Source organism: Kitasatospora sp. NPDC002040 (genome assembly GCF_040296785.1).
GTDB lineage: Bacteria > Actinomycetota > Actinomycetes > Streptomycetales > Streptomycetaceae > Kitasatospora.
On the sequence record NZ_JBEOXV010000029.1, the window covers coordinates 1 to 15,850 of the forward strand.

18 protein-coding genes are annotated in these 15,850 nt (G+C 73.6%); 13 read left to right on the top strand and 5 right to left on the bottom strand.

The window, feature by feature from the left end; genetic code table 11:
- Window positions 1–195 precede the first annotated feature (195 nt).
- From ABT118_RS31610 to ABT118_RS31625, 4 genes are read left to right on the top strand one after another with little or no spacing between them, the layout of a single operon-like run.
- On the top strand, window positions 196–1,017 hold the full coding sequence (locus tag ABT118_RS31610) for a polysaccharide deacetylase family protein (protein WP_350677507.1): 822 nt from the start codon (window positions 196–198) through the stop codon (window positions 1,015–1,017).
- The gene (locus ABT118_RS31615; RefSeq protein ID WP_350677510.1) at window positions 1,014–2,195 is read left to right on the top strand and encodes a glycosyltransferase; all 1,182 of its coding nucleotides are present in this window, start codon (window positions 1,014–1,016) and stop codon (window positions 2,193–2,195) included. Before ABT118_RS31610 ends, ABT118_RS31615 begins: the two co-directional genes overlap by 4 nt.
- Window positions 2,196–2,252: 57 nt before the next feature.
- On the top strand, window positions 2,253–2,951 hold the full coding sequence (locus ABT118_RS31620; RefSeq protein WP_350677513.1) for a YveK family protein: 699 nt from the start codon (window positions 2,253–2,255) through the stop codon (window positions 2,949–2,951).
- Window positions 2,948–4,105: a GNAT family N-acetyltransferase gene (locus tag ABT118_RS31625; RefSeq protein ID WP_350677518.1), complete on the top strand. Its 1,158-nt coding sequence runs from the start codon at window positions 2,948–2,950 to the stop codon at window positions 4,103–4,105. Before ABT118_RS31620 ends, ABT118_RS31625 begins: the two co-directional genes overlap by 4 nt.
- Here the strand turns inward: ABT118_RS31625 and ABT118_RS31630 are convergent.
- Both ABT118_RS31630 and ypfJ read right to left on the bottom strand, forming a co-directional pair.
- Window positions 4,082–5,155, bottom strand: coding sequence for a glycoside hydrolase family 26 protein (locus tag ABT118_RS31630; RefSeq protein WP_350677523.1), 1,074 nt, complete (start codon window positions 5,153–5,155; stop codon window positions 4,082–4,084). The two genes, ABT118_RS31625 and ABT118_RS31630, sit on opposite strands and share 24 nt — an antisense overlap.
- A 149-nt stretch (window positions 5,156–5,304) precedes the next feature.
- Complete coding sequence (ypfJ, locus tag ABT118_RS31635) at window positions 5,305–6,186, bottom strand: KPN_02809 family neutral zinc metallopeptidase (protein ID WP_350677527.1); 882 nt, start codon at window positions 6,184–6,186, stop codon at window positions 5,305–5,307.
- 186 nt (window positions 6,187–6,372) lie between these two features.
- Here ypfJ and ABT118_RS31640 point away from each other — a divergent pair, with 186 nt between their 5' ends.
- The 9 genes from ABT118_RS31640 (at window position 6,373) to ABT118_RS31680 (ending at window position 13,011) form a co-directional block, all read left to right on the top strand.
- A complete protein-coding gene (locus ABT118_RS31640; RefSeq protein WP_350677530.1) occupies window positions 6,373–7,278 on the top strand; it encodes a PQQ-binding-like beta-propeller repeat protein in 906 nt (301 codons plus the stop codon).
- A gap of 210 nt (window positions 7,279–7,488) precedes the next feature.
- Window positions 7,489–9,087 (top strand): ABC-F family ATP-binding cassette domain-containing protein, encoded by a 1,599-nt coding sequence (locus ABT118_RS31645; RefSeq protein ID WP_350677536.1) that lies wholly within the window; start codon window positions 7,489–7,491, stop codon window positions 9,085–9,087.
- A 340-nt stretch (window positions 9,088–9,427) separates the two neighbouring features.
- Complete coding sequence (locus ABT118_RS31650) at window positions 9,428–9,661, top strand: helix-turn-helix domain-containing protein (protein ID WP_350677540.1); 234 nt, start codon at window positions 9,428–9,430, stop codon at window positions 9,659–9,661.
- Between the two features lie 220 nt (window positions 9,662–9,881).
- On the top strand, window positions 9,882–10,688 hold the full coding sequence (locus ABT118_RS31655) for an enoyl-CoA hydratase/isomerase family protein (protein WP_350677544.1): 807 nt from the start codon (window positions 9,882–9,884) through the stop codon (window positions 10,686–10,688).
- Between the two features lie 172 nt (window positions 10,689–10,860).
- Window positions 10,861–11,319, top strand: coding sequence for an Asp23/Gls24 family envelope stress response protein (locus ABT118_RS31660; RefSeq protein WP_350677713.1), 459 nt, complete (start codon window positions 10,861–10,863; stop codon window positions 11,317–11,319).
- Window positions 11,320–11,346: 27 nt separating this feature from the next.
- A complete protein-coding gene (locus ABT118_RS31665; protein WP_350677549.1) occupies window positions 11,347–11,538 on the top strand; it encodes a hypothetical protein in 192 nt (63 codons plus the stop codon).
- Window positions 11,538–11,861, top strand: a complete 324-nt coding sequence (locus ABT118_RS31670) for a hypothetical protein (RefSeq protein ID WP_350677552.1) — start codon at window positions 11,538–11,540, stop codon at window positions 11,859–11,861. Before ABT118_RS31665 ends, ABT118_RS31670 begins: the two co-directional genes overlap by 1 nt.
- A complete protein-coding gene (locus ABT118_RS31675; protein WP_350677554.1) occupies window positions 11,858–12,391 on the top strand; it encodes a DUF6286 domain-containing protein in 534 nt (177 codons plus the stop codon). Before ABT118_RS31670 ends, ABT118_RS31675 begins: the two co-directional genes overlap by 4 nt.
- The gene (locus ABT118_RS31680; protein WP_350677558.1) at window positions 12,388–13,011 is read left to right on the top strand and encodes an Asp23/Gls24 family envelope stress response protein; all 624 of its coding nucleotides are present in this window, start codon (window positions 12,388–12,390) and stop codon (window positions 13,009–13,011) included. Before ABT118_RS31675 ends, ABT118_RS31680 begins: the two co-directional genes overlap by 4 nt.
- A 188-nt stretch (window positions 13,012–13,199) precedes the next feature.
- On the opposite strand, the gene ABT118_RS31685 is transcribed toward ABT118_RS31680, so the two are convergent.
- The 3 genes from ABT118_RS31685 to ABT118_RS31695 form a co-directional block, all read right to left on the bottom strand.
- Window positions 13,200–13,961: an SDR family oxidoreductase gene (locus ABT118_RS31685; RefSeq protein ID WP_350677564.1), complete on the bottom strand. Its 762-nt coding sequence runs from the start codon at window positions 13,959–13,961 to the stop codon at window positions 13,200–13,202.
- Window positions 13,962–13,990: 29 nt separating this feature from the next.
- Window positions 13,991–14,773 (bottom strand): SURF1 family cytochrome oxidase biogenesis protein, encoded by a 783-nt coding sequence (locus tag ABT118_RS31690; RefSeq protein WP_350677567.1) that lies wholly within the window; start codon window positions 14,771–14,773, stop codon window positions 13,991–13,993.
- Between the two features lie 68 nt (window positions 14,774–14,841).
- Window positions 14,842–15,831, bottom strand: coding sequence for a DEDDh family exonuclease (locus ABT118_RS31695; protein WP_350677570.1), 990 nt, complete (start codon window positions 15,829–15,831; stop codon window positions 14,842–14,844).
- Between the last annotated feature and the right edge of the window lie 19 nt (window positions 15,832–15,850).

Sequence of the window (15,850 nt, forward strand, 5' to 3'; positions counted from 1 at the left end):
TCGGGGGCGCAAAGTTACGTTCGGGGGGTGTGAGTTGGCTCTCTCCACGCTCCGTGCACGGGCGGTGCCAGTCTCATACCACACGATCCCAGCCGCGCCGCGGCGGCCGCCCCCGCCGAGGCCGCCGCCCCGCCCCCCACCCCGCCCGCCCCCGGGCTCCCCCGCCACCTTCGGCCGCTGAAGGGAAGCTGCCCCATGGATGTCGACTCCGATCAGCAGTTGCGCCTCCCGGCGCAGGCAACGACCACCGGTCACAGAAAACCCCTGGCCGGGTCCGGCCGGGGCGCCCCGTGGATCCTGATGTACCACTCGGTGGCCGACGAGGAGGAGGACCCGTACCTGCTCACCGTCAGCCCCGAGAAGTTCGCCGCCCAGATGGCCTGGCTGCACCGCACCGGCCGACGCGGCGTCAGCGTCCGCGAGCTGCTCCGGGCCAGGGCCGCGGGCACCGCGGGCCACCTGGTCGGCCTCACCTTCGACGACGGCTACGCGGACTTCGCCCGGTACGCCGTCCCGGTGCTGCACGAGTACGGCTTCACCGCCACCGCGTACGTGGTGCCCGACCTGCTCGGCACCGAGAACGGCTGGGACGTGAAGGGCCCGCGCAAGCAGCTGCTCACCGTCGACCAGGTGACCGAACTGGCCCGGGCCGGCTGGGAGATCGGCTCGCACGGCCTCGGCCACCAGGCCCTGCCCGGGCTGCCCGCGGCCGAGCTCGCGGTGCAGACCCGGGAGAGCCGACGGGCGCTGGAGGAGCTGATCGGCGGACCGGTCACCGGCTTCTGCTACCCGTACGGCGCGGTCGACCGGGCCGCCACCTTGGCGGTGCGGGACGCCGGGTACGACTACGCCTGTGCGATCGCCCACGGCGGGCTCACCGGCCGCTACGCCCTGCCCCGGAGCTATGTCGGCGACCGGGACGGCGCCTGGCGGCTGCGGGCCAAACGCGGGCGGCACCGGCTCCGGGACGCGGTCACCGGGCTGCGTTCGCACCGCCTGCGGAGGGCCGCCCGGTGAAGGTCCTGCACGTGATCACCGGCCTGGCCTCCGGCGGCGCCGAACGCCAGCTGGAGCTGATGCTCCGTCATCTCCCCGAGCGGCACCGGTGCGAGGTGGCCACCCTCACCAACCCGGGCACCGTGGCCGCGTCCCTGGCCGCCGACGGCGTGCCGGTGCACGACCTGGAGATGCGCGGCAACCGCGACCTCGGCGTGCTGCCCAGGCTCACCGGCCTGATCCGGCAGGGCCGGTACGACCTGGTGCACACCCACCTCTACCGGGCCGGGCTGTACGGCCGGCTGGCCGCCCGGCTGGCCGGGGTCCGTCCGGTCCTGGCCACCGAGCACTCGCTCCAGCCCGCCATGATCGAGGGCCGCCCGGTCACCCCCGGGGTCAAGGCGCTCTACCTGGCCGCCGAACGGCTCGGCAGCAGCACCATCGCGGTCTCCCGCCAGGTGGCCGGCACGCTCACCGACTGGGGTGTGCCGGCCCAGCGGGTCGAGCTGCTGCCGAACGGCATCGACGCGGCCGGGTACGCCCTGCCGGCCGACCTCAGGGCCGCCATGCGGCGGCGGGTCAGGGCCGAGCTCGGACTGCCCCAGCAGGCCTGGGTGATCGGCGCGGTGGGGCGGCTGGTGCCGACCAAGCAGTTCGACCTGCTGGTCCCGGTGCTGGCCGAGCTGACCGCGCTCGGCGCCCAGCACCCCGCGCTGCGGGAGCCCTGGCTGCTGGTGGTCGGGGCCGGGCCCGAGCGCGAGGCGCTGCTCCGGCAGGCCGGCGAGCGCGGGGTGCTGCACCGGCTGCTGCTCACCGGCGAGCGGGCCGACGTGCCCGAACTGCTCACCGCGATGGACGTGCTGGCCGCCCCCTCGGCCGGCGAGACCTTCGGCCTGACCGTGCTGGAGGCCCTGGCCGCCGGGCTGCCGGTCCGGCACAGCGCCTGCCCGGCACTGGACGACCTGCCGCCCGGGGCCGCCCCGGATGCGGTCCAACTGCCGGCCACGGCGGCCGCGTACACCACCTCGCTGTGCGAGCTGTGGAGCCGTCGCAGCACCGTGCTGCCGCAGCCGGCCGCCGTCGCCCACTACGACATCGCCCGGATCGCCGAGCGCCTCGCCCTGCTCTACGACCGCTTCGGCGGGCCGGCCGACCGGGTGCCGGGGGAGCGCGAGCCGCTGGCCGCCCGGTCCCGCTGACGCAGCCCCGGCGGACCCCGAGTACCCACAACGAACGTTCTAGCCAAGGAGCTTCCCATGTCCGAACTGCGCCGGAGCGCGCGTGCCCTGACCCGCCGCTGGTGGCCGGTCGCGCTCGCCGTCCCGCTGGGTGCCATGGCCGGCGCCGGTTACGCCGTCGTCTCGCACCCCAGCTACGCCGCCAACTCCTATGTGGTGGTGGTCCCGCAGGGCCCCGGTGAGGGCGCCACCGCGGTCAACTTCGCCCAGGCGTACGGTCGGCTGGCCGGGCAGCCGCAGGTGCTGGCCGGGGCGGCCGCCGAGACCGGAAAGACCATCAACGAGCTGGCCGACCTGGTCCGCGGCACCACCTCGCCGGACGCCCCGGTGATCGAGATCACCGGCTCCGGCCGCAAGGGCGCGGACGCCGCGCACGCCGCCGACGCGGTGGCCAAGTCGCTGATCGCCTTCGCCAACACCAGCACCAAGGAGACCGGCGTCAAGCTGGTCCCGCTGGCCGGGGCCGCCGTACCGGACCGCCCGGCCACCCCCTCGGCCCAGTTGGACGTGGCGGTCGGCGCGGCGGGCGGGCTGCTGCTCGGCGCGCTGGTGCTGATGACCCGTCGGCCGAAGAACACCACGGCCCCCGCCCCCGCCCCGGTGCCCACCGGCCCCGAGGCGCCGGCCGAACAGACCGTCACCCTCTCGCTGGAGGTGCCCAAGCGCCGGGCCGAGGCCGCGGCCAAGGAACCGCAGCAGACCGGGAGCCGAGGATGACCACCGAAATCTCCACCGTCACCCTGCCCGGCCAGACCGGCGTCCCGCGCTGGCGGACCGAGATCCGCCGCGAGGACGACGCGCTCGACCTGGTCACCGCCGAGTGGGACGGGCTGGCCGCCCGCTGCGCCACCGCCACCTCCTTCCAGGCGGCCGCCTGGCTCGCCTCCTGGTGGCGCCAGTACGGCAGCCCGGGCGCGCTGGTGCTGGTGCTGGTCCGCCGGGACGACCGGCTGGTCGGCGCCGCCGCCCTGCAACGCCGGGGCCCGTTCGGCGGGTTGACCAACCTCGGTGCGGGCCTGGTGGACTTCACCGACGTCCTGCTGGACGACTCCTGCACCGACCGGGCCGCCGCCGAGCTGGCCGCCGCCCTCCCGCTCACCCGTCCCTGGCACTCGCTGGAGCTGCGCGAGGTCCGGCCGGAGGCCGCCGTCCAGCAGGTGTTCCGGCACTGGCGCGGCCGCCGGTTCCGGTTCGCCGACTCGCTCTGCCAGTACCTGCCCGCGGTCCCGATGGAGGAGCTGCTCAAGCGGCTGCCCGGCAAGACCGCCCAGCGCAGCCGGGTCAAGCAGCGCAAGATCGCCGAGTCCGGCGTCCGGACCCGCAGCTGCACGCCGGAGGAGGTGCCGGAGGCGATCCGGGGGCTGCTCCGGCTGCACATCGAGCAGTGGCAGGACCGCGGCGTCACCCCCGAGCACCGCACCGAGCGGTTCGCCGCCCACCTGATCGAGTCCACCACCGGGCTGGTCGCCACCGGCCGGGCCGCCGTCCACCAGTTCCACCTGGACGGCGAGCTGGTCGCGGTGAACCTGCTGCTGCTCAGCCCCCCGTTCGGCGGCCTCTACATGTACGGGGCCCGCCCCGCGCTGCGCGAGCGGCTCGACATCGCCGGCCTGCTGTTCGGCGCCGCGCTGGACGAGGTCAGGGCCGCCGGGATCCCGGTGCTCAGCCTGCTGCGCGGCCAGGAGCCGTACAAGCAGCGCTGGCGTCCGGACCAACTCCCCAACCAGCGGCTGGTGCTGGGCCCCGGACGGCTGGCCCCGTGGGCCGCCGCCCGGGCCGTCCGGGTCCGGATCAGGCAGGCCCTGGTGCACCAGCTGCGCACCAGGCTGCCCGGCGTGAAGCAGGCGCTACTGGCCCGGATGCGGAGCTGACGGGACGACGGAGCCCCGGGACCCGGTCATCAGCTGCTTGAACACCGCGGTCGACTTCGGGTTCCGGTCGCACTCCCAGAATCCGTGCGGGCAGTAGTCGGTGACGGTCTGGTAGGCGGTGTCGTGGGTGCGCATCCAGTCCACCATCCGCCGGACGAACTCCGGGTTGTCGCCGTTGCGGAACAGCCCCCACTCGGGGTACGAGACCGGCTTGCCCCGCTTGGCCGCGAACTCCACCTGGTCCTGCAGCCCGTACGGCTCGGAGATGTACTCGTCGAAGGTGCCGCCGGCGGGCTGGTCGTAGCTGTCCATCCCGATGATGTCGACCACGTCGTCGCCCGGGTAGCAGCGCGTCCACGGGATGGCGTCCAGCCCCCGGGTCGGGTTGAAGTCGAACTGGAAGTGCTGCCCGGGCACCGAGCGCATCACCGTCACGATCCGCCGCCAGTACGCCTTCCAGGCCGTCGGGTCCGGCTTGCAGCGGCTGGTGTAGGTGGTGCCGTTCATCTCCCAGCCCAGCGTCATGACCGTGTCCTGCCCGCCGAGCGCGACCAGCTTCCGGGCCAGCTTGAGGAAGTGCTGGTCGAACTCGCCCTTGTTCCCCCGGGCCAGCAGCCGGGCCACCTCGGCGTCCGGCACGTTGCCCTCGTTCGGCACCAGCATGGGCACGCCGAGGATCAGCTTGCGCTGCGGGTCGGCCAGCTTCCACTGCGACCAGAGCCCGAGCACCACCGGCTCGCCCTCGATGTCGTGCCAGCTGTTGCCCGCCAGGTAGGTGTGGCCGACCTGCATGTTGGCGCCGTTCAGCCAGGTGGCCATCCGGGCGATGTTGGGGATGTAGTTGTCCCACGATCCGACGAAGGCGCCGAACGGCGGCTCGTGCTTCGCCCGCTGGACGGTCGGCCGGGGGGCGGCCCCGCGCGGTTCGATGGCGTCCGAGGAGAGGGCGGTGTGCCGCTCGGTCTGGCTCAGCGGAGTACCGGAGGGAACGCTCGCCGTGGTCACCAACAGCAGCGCGGCGGCGGCCAGCGTCAGGCGGGCCAATCGCATGGGTCTTCTCCTCGGGACGGCGTGCGGGGCCTGTCCAGGCCAGTAGGCACGACGGTAATCCCACAGACCGTCAGAAAAGCCTCATGTCACTCGATAGTGGTAGGTCGCAGCGGCCTTGGCCCATCAGGCCCAGGCGCTTCCCGTTCGGCTCAACCGAAGGTGTCGCAGCGCGCCATGTCACCCGTTCGGTACCCCGTGGCGAACCACTGCTGCCGCTGCGCCGAGGACCCGTGCGTCCAGCTCTCCGGATTGACCCGGCCCTGCGCCTGCTGCTGGATCCGGTCGTCGCCCACGGCCGCCGCCGCGTCCAGCCCGGCCGCGATGTCCGCGTCGGTCAGCGAGCTGATCAGCGGCCGCCCGGTGCTCGCCTGCGGCGTCCGGGTCGCGTGGTACGCCCAGACCCCCGCGTAGCAGTCGGCCTGCAGCTCCAGCTTCACCGAGCCGCTGTTCGCCCCCTGCCGGTCCTGCCCGACCTTCTTCATCTGCCCGGTCAGGTTCTGGATGTGGTGCCCGTACTCGTGCGCCACCACGTACGCCTCCGCGAACGGTCCGCCCTTGGCGCCGAACCGGCTGCTCAGCTCGTTGAAGAAGCCGAGGTCGAAGTACGCCTTCCGGTCGGCCGGGCAGTAGAACGGCCCGACCGCCGAGCTCGCCGCCCCGCAGCCGGTCGACACCCGGTCGGTGAACAGCACCGTCTCGGCCGGCCGGTACGCCCCGGCCCGGCGGGTGAACTCGCCCTGCCAGAAGTTCTGCACGCTGTTGACCACCGCGACCGTCCGGCAGTCCTGCCGCTGGTTGGCGTCGGAGCCCTTCTTGCAGGTGTCCTGCACCTGCCCGGCACTGGTCTGCCCGGCCGAGCCGCCACCGCCGTCGGAGACCCCGAGCGTGCTCGGATCGACCCCGAGCAGCAGCGCGATGATCAGGCCGACGATGCCCACCGCACCGCCGCCCAGCGCCATCTTCCCGCCGGACATCCCGCGCCGGTCCTGCACCTGCGAGGTGTCGAGATCCGCCTGGTCGTCAAACTGCATCGCGTACCACCTCTGTAACAGTCCGTCCCGTGACCGCAGTCGCACCCTAGCGGCGCTCCGGACCCCTCGCCCGTTGGCGGACCTGGGCTTCCGGCCTGCGCGTGAACGCCGGGCGGCCCGTCATCCCCAGGGGTGTACCGACGCGCCTGGCTGACGGAAGCCGCGAGGGTTGGGTAGGCTCCGCCAGTGTCCTGGAAGCCGCTCCGTGCCCTCACCCGACGATCCGTGCTGCCCGCCATCGCCGTTCTGGCGGTCCTCGGGGTGGGCGCTGCCGCGCACGCCAACCGGCCGGTCCCGTTCGGCGACCGCCTGGTCAAGCCGGGCAACGCGGACGGTGTCGACGCCAGCCCGGTGAGCGCCCAGACCCGCGCCGCCGGCAGCCTGGACCTCCGGGTCGGCCCCGGTCTGGAGGCCTTCGACCGCAGCACCGGCGAGCACCTCTGGTCGTACCGCCGCGAGGGCGCCACCGCGCTCCACCAGGCCCTGGTCGGCGAGAGCGCCGTGGTGGTCTGGGACGACGGCATGGTCACCTCGGTCCGCCCCAGCGACCACGAGGTCCGCTGGCACCGGGCCGTCCCCGGCCTGGCCGACTGGCTGCACGGCTCCGACGCCAAGGAGGGCACCGAGCGGACCGACGCGGAGAAGCTCGCCGAGGAGGTCCGGCGGGCCGCCGCCGCGCTCCAGCCGGTCGACGGCGAGGAGACCTGGGTGGCGGTCGTCACACCGGCGCTCACCATGGGCTTCCGCGACAGCGACGGCGACCTCCGGTTCAACTCCCGCCCGCTGGCCGGGTGTTCGTACGACCCGCTGCGGGCCGTGCACACCTCGTACGCGGTCCTGGTGCCGCGGTCCTGCACCGGCACCAACAGCTCGGGCAGCCCGCTTCCCGGCGGCGTCACCGGCTTCCGCCTGTCCGCCCGCACCTTCCAGATCGACACCGGGCCCAACGTGCAGCTCCGCCGCCTCGACGAGCAGCGGATCGCGATCGAGGACGGCCCCGTCCTCGGCACCCGCACCTACGACACCAAGCTCGCCGCCCCCGAGTCCGCCTGCACCACCCCCTTCGCCGCCCTGGGCTGCCCGGCCGGCTGACCGGGCCTCGGCCCCCGGCCGGGGCGCGGCCGGGAGCCGGACCGCCCCCGGCTTCCGTCGCCGTGGCAGAAAAGGCTCTGGACGGGTGCCGGTAGACTGGGCCGCATGGCTGTTCTCTCCGGGCATTAGCGGACGTGCGGCGCCCGAGGCGCCTTCACCCCAGCTCCGCCCCCATCCCGCCGCCCCGCCCGCCTCAGGAGTACCCCAGCCATGATTTCCGCGAACGCACTGGAGCTGCGCGCCGGCGCCCGCGTGCTGATCGAGTCCGCCAACTTCCGGATTGCCCCGGGTGACCGGATCGGCCTGGTCGGCCGCAACGGCGCCGGCAAGACCACGCTCACCAAGGTGCTGGCCGGCGAGGGCATCCCGGCCGGCGGCAGCGTCACCAGCACCGGCCAGGTCGGCTACCTCCCGCAGGACCCGCGCACCGGCGACCTCGACGTGCTGGCCCGGGACCGGATCCTGTCCGCCCGCGGCCTCGACACCGTGCTGAAGAAGATGCGCGAGAACGAGGACCGGATGGCCAACGGCCAGGGCGCCACCCGGGACAAGGCGATGAAGAAGTACGCCAGCCTGGAGACCGAGTTCCTGACCAAGGGCGGGTACGCCGCCGAGGCCGAGGCCGCCACCATCGCCGCCGCGCTGGGCCTGCCGGACCGCATCCTCGGCCAGCAGCTGCACACCCTCTCCGGCGGTCAGCGCCGCCGGGTCGAGCTGGCCCGGATCCTGTTCTCGGACTCCGACATCCTGCTGCTCGACGAGCCCACCAACCACCTCGACGCCGACTCGATCGTCTGGCTGCGCGACTTCCTGAAGACGTACAAGGGCGGCTTCATCGTGATCTCGCACGATGTCGAACTGGTCGAGACCGTGGTCAACAAGGTGTTCTACCTGGACGCCAACCGGTCGCAGATCGACATCTACAACATGGGCTGGAAGCAGTACCAGCAGCAGCGCGAGGACGACGAGAAGCGCCGCAAGCGCGAGCGGGCCAACGCCGAGAAGAAGGCCGCGACGCTCAACTCGCAGGCCGACAAGATGCGGGCCAAGGCGACCAAGACCGTCGCCGCGCAGAACATGGCCCGCCGGGCCGAGAAGCTGCTCTCCGGCCTGGAGCAGGTGCGCGCCTCCGACAAGGTCGCCAAGCTGCGCTTCCCGGACCCGGCCCCGTGCGGCAAGACGCCGCTGACGGCCAGCGGGCTCTCCAAGTCCTACGGCTCGCTGGAGATCTTCACTGATGTCGGCCTGGCCATCGACCGGGGCTCCCGGGTGGTCATCCTCGGCTTCAACGGCGCGGGCAAGACCACCCTGCTGCGGATGCTCGCGGGCGTCGAGCAGCCAGACACCGGCGAGGTGATTCCCGGCCACGGTCTGAAGATCGGCTACTACGCGCAGGAGCACGAGACGCTCGACCCGGAGCGGACGGTGCTGGAGAACATGCGCTCGGCCGCGCCGGACACCGACCTGGTGCAGATCCGGAAGATCCTCGGCTCCTTCCTGTTCTCCGGCGACGACGTCGACAAGCCGGCCGGGGTGCTCTCCGGCGGCGAGAAGACCCGGCTCGCGCTGGCCTCGCTGGTGGTCTCCAGCGCCAACGTGCTGCTGCTCGACGAGCCCACCAACAACCTCGACCCGGCCAGCCGCGAGGAGATCCTCGGCGCGCTGCGCACCTTCTCCGGTGCGGTGGTCCTGGTGACCCACGACGAGGGCGCGGTCGAGGCGCTCCAGCCGGAGCGGATCATCCTGCTGCCGGACGGCGTCGAGGACCTGTGGAGCCCCGGCTACCTCGACCTGGTGGCGCTGGCCTGACCCGGAGTAGACGCCGACTAGCTGATCTGGCGTAGAAAAGCCGGTCTCCGACGGAATCCGGGAATGGGAGACTCCCGGATTCCGTTTGAGGAGTTCCGCTGTCGTCGACCCGCTGTTCACCCCTCGGCCCGGCCGGGCTGATCAGCAATTTCGTCCCCCACCGCGCCCGGACCCCCGCCCCCTGAGGGGGCGTGAGCACCCTCCGTGAGCGCCCTTGTGCGCTGCGATCACGACCGGCAGACTGCGCTTTCCCGGTATCGACCTTGTCGAATGGGTGGCCAGGAGCCTGGCTATGGGTGATCATGGGAATCTGACCGAGCAAAGCTACGAGGAGGCACGGGTGGCCGAGACTCTGAAAAAGGGCAGCCGGGTAACTGGTGTCGCGCGTGAGAAGCTCGCGGCCGATCTGAAGAAGAAATACGACTCCGGGGCGAGCATCCGCGCGCTTGCGGAGGAGACCGGCCGCTCCTACGGCTTCGTGCACCGCATGCTGAGCGAGTCCGGAGTCAATCTCCGGGGCCGCGGCGGTGCCACGCGTGGCAAGGGCAAGGTGACTGCGGCAGCCGGTTCCTGACATATCGTCAGGGGAAATGATCCGGCAGGGCAGTGCCAGTTGATCAAAGCGCCAGCAGTTCAGTGAGCACCAATCAGCTCGAGACGACTCGGCGGCCGGACATCCGGACCGCCGATCGTCGTTCCCGGTGTCGCAGGGGTGGGTCCGAGGGGGCCTGTCCGGCGGCGCCGGTTTTTGTTACTCTCCGGTAGCCAACCGCACCGTCGCCGGAGGTACCGCCATGAGCACCCCCATCCTGGACACCGACCCGCAGCTCTGGGAGCAGGCCGGAGTCCGGCTCGAACTCGACGGTGAGACCGCCGTGGTGACGCTCTGTCGCCCGGAGCGGCGCAACGCCCAGTCGCCGGCGATGTGGCGGGCGCTGGCCGGGATCGGCCGCAGTCTGCCCGGCACCGTGCGGGTCGTGGTGCTGCGGGCCGAGGGCGTCTCGTTCTCGGCCGGCCTGGACCGGGCGATGTTCACCCCCGAGGGCATCCCGGGCGAGCGGAACTTCCTCCAGCTCGCCGCGGCGGACGACAAGGACCTGGACGAGACCATCGCCGGGTACCAGGAGGCGTTCACCTGGTGGCGCCGTCCGGACCTGATCAGCATCGCCGCCGTGCAGGGGCACGCCGTCGGCGCGGGCTTCCAGCTCGCGCTCGGCTGCGACCTGCGGGTGGTCGCCGAGGACGTCCAGTTCGCCATGAAGGAGACCTCGCTCGGCCTCGTTCCCGACCTGGCCGGGACCAAGCCGCTGACCGAACTGGTCGGCTACGCAAGGGCGCTGGAGATCTGCGCGACCGGCCGCTGGGTCGGCGCGGAGGAGGCGGTGGCCACCGGGCTGGCCAACCTCGCCGTCCCCGCGGCCGAGCTGGACGCCACCGTCCGGGACCTGACCGCCGCCCTGCTGGCCGCACCGCGCAGCGCGGTGATCGAGACCAAGGCACTGCTCCAGGGGGCGGCCGGGCGGTCCTTCGAGGAGCAGCGGGTGGCCGAGCGGGCCGCCCAGGCGCGCCGCCTGCGCGACCTCGCGGGCCTCGGCGACTGACGGCCGGTCACCCGCCCGAGGGCCCACCCCGACCGGGGTGGGCCCTTTGCGCTGTCCGGTGGTCTCCGGGGAGCGGCGGCCGTGGCGGAATGTCAGAGTTGGTCTGGTTTGCGATATAGCTGGATGCACACACAGGGAGACCGCCATGGCCGACACCCCGACGCCCGCCGCGATGCCGAAGACCGACACCCACAAGCCCGCCGCACCGCCGTCCGCCGAGGAGCGCGGACGCACGGCGCTGGCGGTCGGCGTGGTGGAGAAGATCGCGGGCATGGCCGCCCGGGAGGTCTCCGGCATCCACGCCCTGGGCTCCGGGCTCTCCCGCACCTTCGGCGCGATGCGCGACCGGGTGCCGGGCGGCAAGTCCAGCGTCGGCCGGGGCATCAAGGCCGAGGTGGGCGAGAAGCAGACGGCGATCGACATCGCGCTGATCGTCGAGTACGGCGTGGTGATCCCGAAGCTCGCGGCCGAGGTGCGGGCCAACATCATCGCGGCGGTGGAGCGGATGACCGGCCTGGAGGTGGTCGAGGTGAACATCGCCGTCAACGACGTCCACCTGCCCGACGAGCCGGACGCCGACGAGGAAGAGGAGTCGATGGCCGGCAGCGGCCAGCGGCCCAGGGTCCAGTAGAGCGACACGGGACAGGAGCGGCAGCGGATGAATCTCGGCCTGATCGGGCTGGTGGTGGGGATGGCCCTGGGCTTTGCCGGGTACTTCGGCGGGTTCGCCGCTTTCCTGCTGGTCGCGGTCCTCGGTGCGGTCGGCTTCGTGGCCGGCCGCCTGATCGAGGGCGACCTCGAACTCGGCGACCTGACCGAGCTGTTGCGCGGTCGCGACCGGCGCCGCTGATGGCGGCGGCGGTGGTGCCCGCGGTGGTGCCGGCCGCCGAGCGCGGCCGGCTGCGGATCGCCGACCGGGTGCTCGCCCGGCTGGCCGAGCGCGCCACGGGGCAGGCCCTCGGCGGGCGCCCCGGCGCGGTCCGGCGGGTCGCGGTGTCCGGTGCGGGCGGCGACGTCCGACTGACCCTGGGCGTCGAACTGCCGTTCCCGGCCGACCTGGCCGCGCTGGCCGGGGCCGTCCGGGCCGCCGTGGCCGCCGAACTGGCGGGGCTGGCCGGGACCACGGTCGGTGAGATCGTGGTGGTGGTCGAGCGGCTGGTGCCGAAGGAATGACGGACGATCAGATCCCGCCCAGGGTCCGGCGGTTGCGCTCGAACCGGACGGGCTGGACCGGGCCGGTGGTGGTGGCGGCGCTGGTGCTCGGCGGCGGACTGCTCTACGACGCGGTGGCCGTCCGGACCGGCCACCGGGCCCGCCCCTGGCGGGCCGAGACCGCCGACCGGCTGGCCACTCTGCACCTGGACGACCCGGTGGTGCTGATCTCCGCCGGAGCGGCCGTCCTGCTCGGGGTGCTCCTGCTGGTCCTGGCGCTGACACCCGGCCTGCGGCGCTGGCTGCTGCTGCGGCAGCCCGGCGCGGTGATCGACCGCGCCGGGGTGGCTGCGCTGGTCACCCGGCGGGCGGAGCAGCTGGACGGCGTGCACTCGGCCGGCGCCAAGGTGCGGCGCGGGCGGACCACCGTGACCTTCGTCGGCCGGGTCGATCCGGCCGACGTGCAGCGGGAGCTGCGGACGGAGCTGGCCCGGGTGCCGCTGGCCGGCGAGCACCGGTTGGACGTTCGGACCGGAAAGGGGCGGCGATGAGCCGGAGCACGGTCAACCGGGTGGTGCTGGGCCTGGCCGGTGCCCTGCTGCTGGTCGGCGGAGTGCTGGTGCTGGCCGGCGGGCTCGACCTGTACGGGCGGCTCGGGGTGCGGATGCCCACCTGGTGGCCGCTCACCTCGCCGGACCAGCCGGTGCTGAGCGACGCCTCGCGGACCCGGTGGTCCGGCGAGGCCTGGTGGTGGCCGGTGGTGTTCGCGGTGCTGGGGCTGACGGTCGCGCTGGCTCTGTGGTGGCTCTTCGCCCAGGTGCGGCGGAGCGGGCCGAGCTCGGTGACGCTGCCGGTGGGCGGGGCCGGGGTCACGGTGCGGCTGCGCAGCCGGGCGCTGGCCGACGCGGTCGAGACCGAGACGGTGGCGCTGCCCGACGTCACCCGGGTGCAGGCCCGGCTGACGGGGCGTCCGAAGCAGTTGCTGCTCCGCGCGGCCGTCCGGCTCGCCCCGGGCGGCGACCCGGCCGGAGCGGTGGACGACTTCCTGACCGGCCCGCTCGCCCACGCCCGCACCACCCTCGGCCAGGACGACCTGCCCACGGACCTCCGCCTGCGGGTCACCCGGGCCCCAGCGGCCTCCCGCGCCCCGGCCCCCCGGCGCGTGCTCTGAGCACCGCCCGCCGCGCAGGGGGCTCGGGGAAACTGCGACGCCGACCTCAGGAGTGTTCACCGTGCGGGCGGGGTCGGCCACCCTGCCTGTTGGCCCGCACGCCGGACGTCCTCGCTGTTCCCCGAGCCCCTGGCTGCGCCGTGGTCGAGCGCCTGCCGAAGGGTCGCGAGGCCGCGCCGGGGCAGGGGTCAGAGCGAGCGCAGGGCGCCGCCGTCGACCGGGAGCATGATGCCGGTGAGGTAGGAGGCGGCGGGGGAGAGGGCGAAGGCGGCGACCTTGCCGAACTCGGCGGGGGTGCCGTAGCGGCCGAGCGGGATGGTGGCGGCGGCGCGCTGCTGGGCGGCGGCGGGGTCCCCGCCGAGGGCGTCGAGCTCGCGGAGCCTGTCGGTGGCGATCCGCCCGGGGAGCAGGCCGAGGACGCGGATGCCGCGCGGGCCCAGCTCGTCGGCGAGGGACTTGGCGGCCATCGCCAGGCCGGGCCGCAGTCCGTTGGAGATGCCGAGGCCCGGGACGGGCTGGCGGACCGAGGTGGAGAGCACGAAGGCGATCACGCCGCCCTCGCCGAGGGCGGCCGCGGCGGTGCGGGCGATCCGCAGGGCGCCGAGCACGACGGTCTCGAAGGCGTGCTGCCAGTCCGCCTCGGTGGAGTCCAGGACGGTGCCGGCGGGCGGCCCGCCGACGCTGACCAGGACGCCGTCGAGGCGGCCGTAGGTCTGCTGGGCGGCCGAGACGAGCAGCTGGGCGCCGGCCGGGTCGGCGTTGTCGGCGACCACGCCGTGCACCTGCCCCGGGGCGTCCAGGGCGGCGACCGCCGCGTCCACCGCCTCCTTGGTGCGGCCGCTGAGCACCACCTTGGCGCCGTCGGCGACCAGTTCGCGCGCGGAGGCGAAGCCGAGGCCCCGGGTCGCGCCGGTCACCACGTACACCCTGTCCTGAAGTCCGAGATCCATGAGGGCCATCCTGCCCGATCGACGGACCGTCAGACGGCGACCGGCTCCGGTGCGGGCTCGGCCGGGGCGTCCTCGTGGGCCTCGCGGCGGGCCAGCACCACCAGGCCGACCGGGACCAGGGCCGCGAACAGCCACCACTGGACGGCGTACGCCATGTGCGGGCCGATCGAGGAGTGGTCGGGCTCGGACAGCACCACCGGGGAGTCGCCCTGGCCGGGGGCGGAGGAGGCGAGCTCCAGGTAGCCGCCGAGCACCGGCAGACCGGTCAGCTCGGCCTGCTGGGTGCTGCTGATGAGCTGGAACTGACGGTCCGGCAGCTTGCCGCGGACCTTGATGCCGCTGCCGGGGGTCTCCTCGGCCCGCAGCCGACCGGTGACGGTGACCTGGCCGGCCGGCGGGGCGGGGACGGCGGGGTACGTGGTGGCGTCCTCGCCCGACTCCACCCAGCCGCGGTTGACCAGCACCGAGCCGGCACCGTCGGCCAGCCGGAGCGGGGTGACGACGAAGTAGCCGATGCTGCTGCCCTCGGGCTCGGTCCGGCCGCGGACCACGAACTCGTGCGCGGTGTCGTACTGCCCGGTGGCGCTCATGGTGCGCCAGGTGAGGTCCTTGGGCACGGCGTAGCCGGGCTTGGAGACGGTGTCGAAGGCGACCGGCGCGGCGGTCAGGCTCTGCGTGATCAGCTCGTTGCGGGCGACCCGGGCCTGGTGCCGGTGGAACTGCCAGAAGCCCAGCTCGACCATGGTCGGGATCAGCAGGGCGGCCAGCAGGGCGATGGCCGCCCAGCGCCAGGAGAGCAGAAATCGGTACACATCGGCAAACTACGCGTACTGACGCCGGGCGCACACACCGGGGGTGCGGAACCGCTGCCCGGGGCGGTTCACACGCCCGGGTGCGGGGCGACCTCGCGGAGGAGGTGGAGGAAGGCGTCCTCGCCGACCACCGGGGTGCCGTACTCGCGGGCCTTGCGGGCCTTGCCGCTCCAGCTGCCCGCCTCGTTGGTGACCAGCAGGCTGGTGAGGCGGCTGACCGAGGAGGCGATGTGCAGGCCGGCCTCGACGGCGCGGTCCTCCAGCAGCTCGCGGTCGGTGGCGGTGTCGCCGGTGATGGCCACCCGCATGCCCTGGACCAGCGGACGGCCGTCGACCCAGCGGCCCGGGTTGGGGTACGGGCAGGCCGGGCGCTTGCGGCTCGGGCGGTAGGACGAGGTGTAGCCGGACCGGGCCGGGGCGGAGCTGTCCTCGCCCAGGTCGGTGACGGCCACGCAGTTGGTCAGTGGCAGCGGCACCCCGACCTGCCGGGCCAGCTGCAGGCTGGGGCGGAACGCCTCGGCCAGCACCCGGGCGTCGTCCAGCGCGTTGTGCGCCTGGCGCTGCTGGACACCGAAGTACTCGGCCAGGCTGGCCAGCTTGCCGTTCGGCAGCGGCAGGCCGAGGTCGCGGGAGAGCACCATGGTGCAGAGCCGCTGCTCCACGGGAGCACGCAGCCCGGCTCGCGAGTACTCACGGGAGATCATGTTCCAGTCGAAGAGCGCGTTGTGGGCCACCATCACCCGCCCCGCCAGCCGCTCGCCCAGCTCGGCGGCGATCTCCGGGAAGGTCGGCGCCCCGGCCAGCTCCCGGCTGGTCAGGCCGTGGATCCAGGTCGGGCCGGGATCGCGCTCGGGGTTCACCAGGGTGTACCAGTGGTCGGTGACCTCGCCGTGCGCGTCCAGCTGGTAGACACCGGCGGAGATCACCCGGTCGGTGCGGCCGAGCCCGGTGGTCTCGACGTCGACCACGGCGAAGCCCTGACCGTGCTCGGTGCTGCGCTGCGCCGGGAGCGGCGCGGCCCAGGTGGGTTCGCCGCTCGGGGACTGGATCGCGTACATGGTGGACCAGCTTAAGGGC

What these genes read in the sequence shown, in the direction of transcription:
- ABT118_RS31625 (WP_350677518.1), top strand. Translation starts at nt 2,948, where the DNA reads ATGACCACCGAAATCTCCACCGTCACCCTGCCCGGCCAGACCGGCGTC.
- ABT118_RS31620 (WP_350677513.1), top strand. Translation starts at nt 2,253, where the DNA reads ATGTCCGAACTGCGCCGGAGCGCGCGTGCCCTGACCCGCCGCTGGTGG.
- ABT118_RS31655 (WP_350677544.1), top strand. Translation starts at nt 9,882, where the DNA reads ATGAGCACCCCCATCCTGGACACCGACCCGCAGCTCTGGGAGCAGGCC.
- ABT118_RS31680 (WP_350677558.1), top strand. Translation starts at nt 12,388, where the DNA reads ATGAGCCGGAGCACGGTCAACCGGGTGGTGCTGGGCCTGGCCGGTGCC.
- ABT118_RS31665 (WP_350677549.1), top strand. Translation starts at nt 11,347, where the DNA reads ATGAATCTCGGCCTGATCGGGCTGGTGGTGGGGATGGCCCTGGGCTTT.
- ABT118_RS31660 (WP_350677713.1), top strand. Translation starts at nt 10,861, where the DNA reads ATGCCGAAGACCGACACCCACAAGCCCGCCGCACCGCCGTCCGCCGAG.
- ABT118_RS31685 (WP_350677564.1), bottom strand. Translation starts at nt 13,961, where the DNA reads ATGGATCTCGGACTTCAGGACAGGGTGTACGTGGTGACCGGCGCGACC.
- ABT118_RS31670 (WP_350677552.1), top strand. Translation starts at nt 11,538, where the DNA reads ATGGCGGCGGCGGTGGTGCCCGCGGTGGTGCCGGCCGCCGAGCGCGGC.
- ABT118_RS31630 (WP_350677523.1), bottom strand. Translation starts at nt 5,155, where the DNA reads ATGCGATTGGCCCGCCTGACGCTGGCCGCCGCCGCGCTGCTGTTGGTG.
- ABT118_RS31695 (WP_350677570.1), bottom strand. Translation starts at nt 15,831, where the DNA reads ATGTACGCGATCCAGTCCCCGAGCGGCGAACCCACCTGGGCCGCGCCG.
- ABT118_RS31610 (WP_350677507.1), top strand. Translation starts at nt 196, where the DNA reads ATGGATGTCGACTCCGATCAGCAGTTGCGCCTCCCGGCGCAGGCAACG.
- ABT118_RS31675 (WP_350677554.1), top strand. Translation starts at nt 11,858, where the DNA reads ATGACGGACGATCAGATCCCGCCCAGGGTCCGGCGGTTGCGCTCGAAC.
- ypfJ (WP_350677527.1), bottom strand. Translation starts at nt 6,186, where the DNA reads ATGCAGTTTGACGACCAGGCGGATCTCGACACCTCGCAGGTGCAGGAC.
- ABT118_RS31645 (WP_350677536.1), top strand. Translation starts at nt 7,489, where the DNA reads ATGATTTCCGCGAACGCACTGGAGCTGCGCGCCGGCGCCCGCGTGCTG.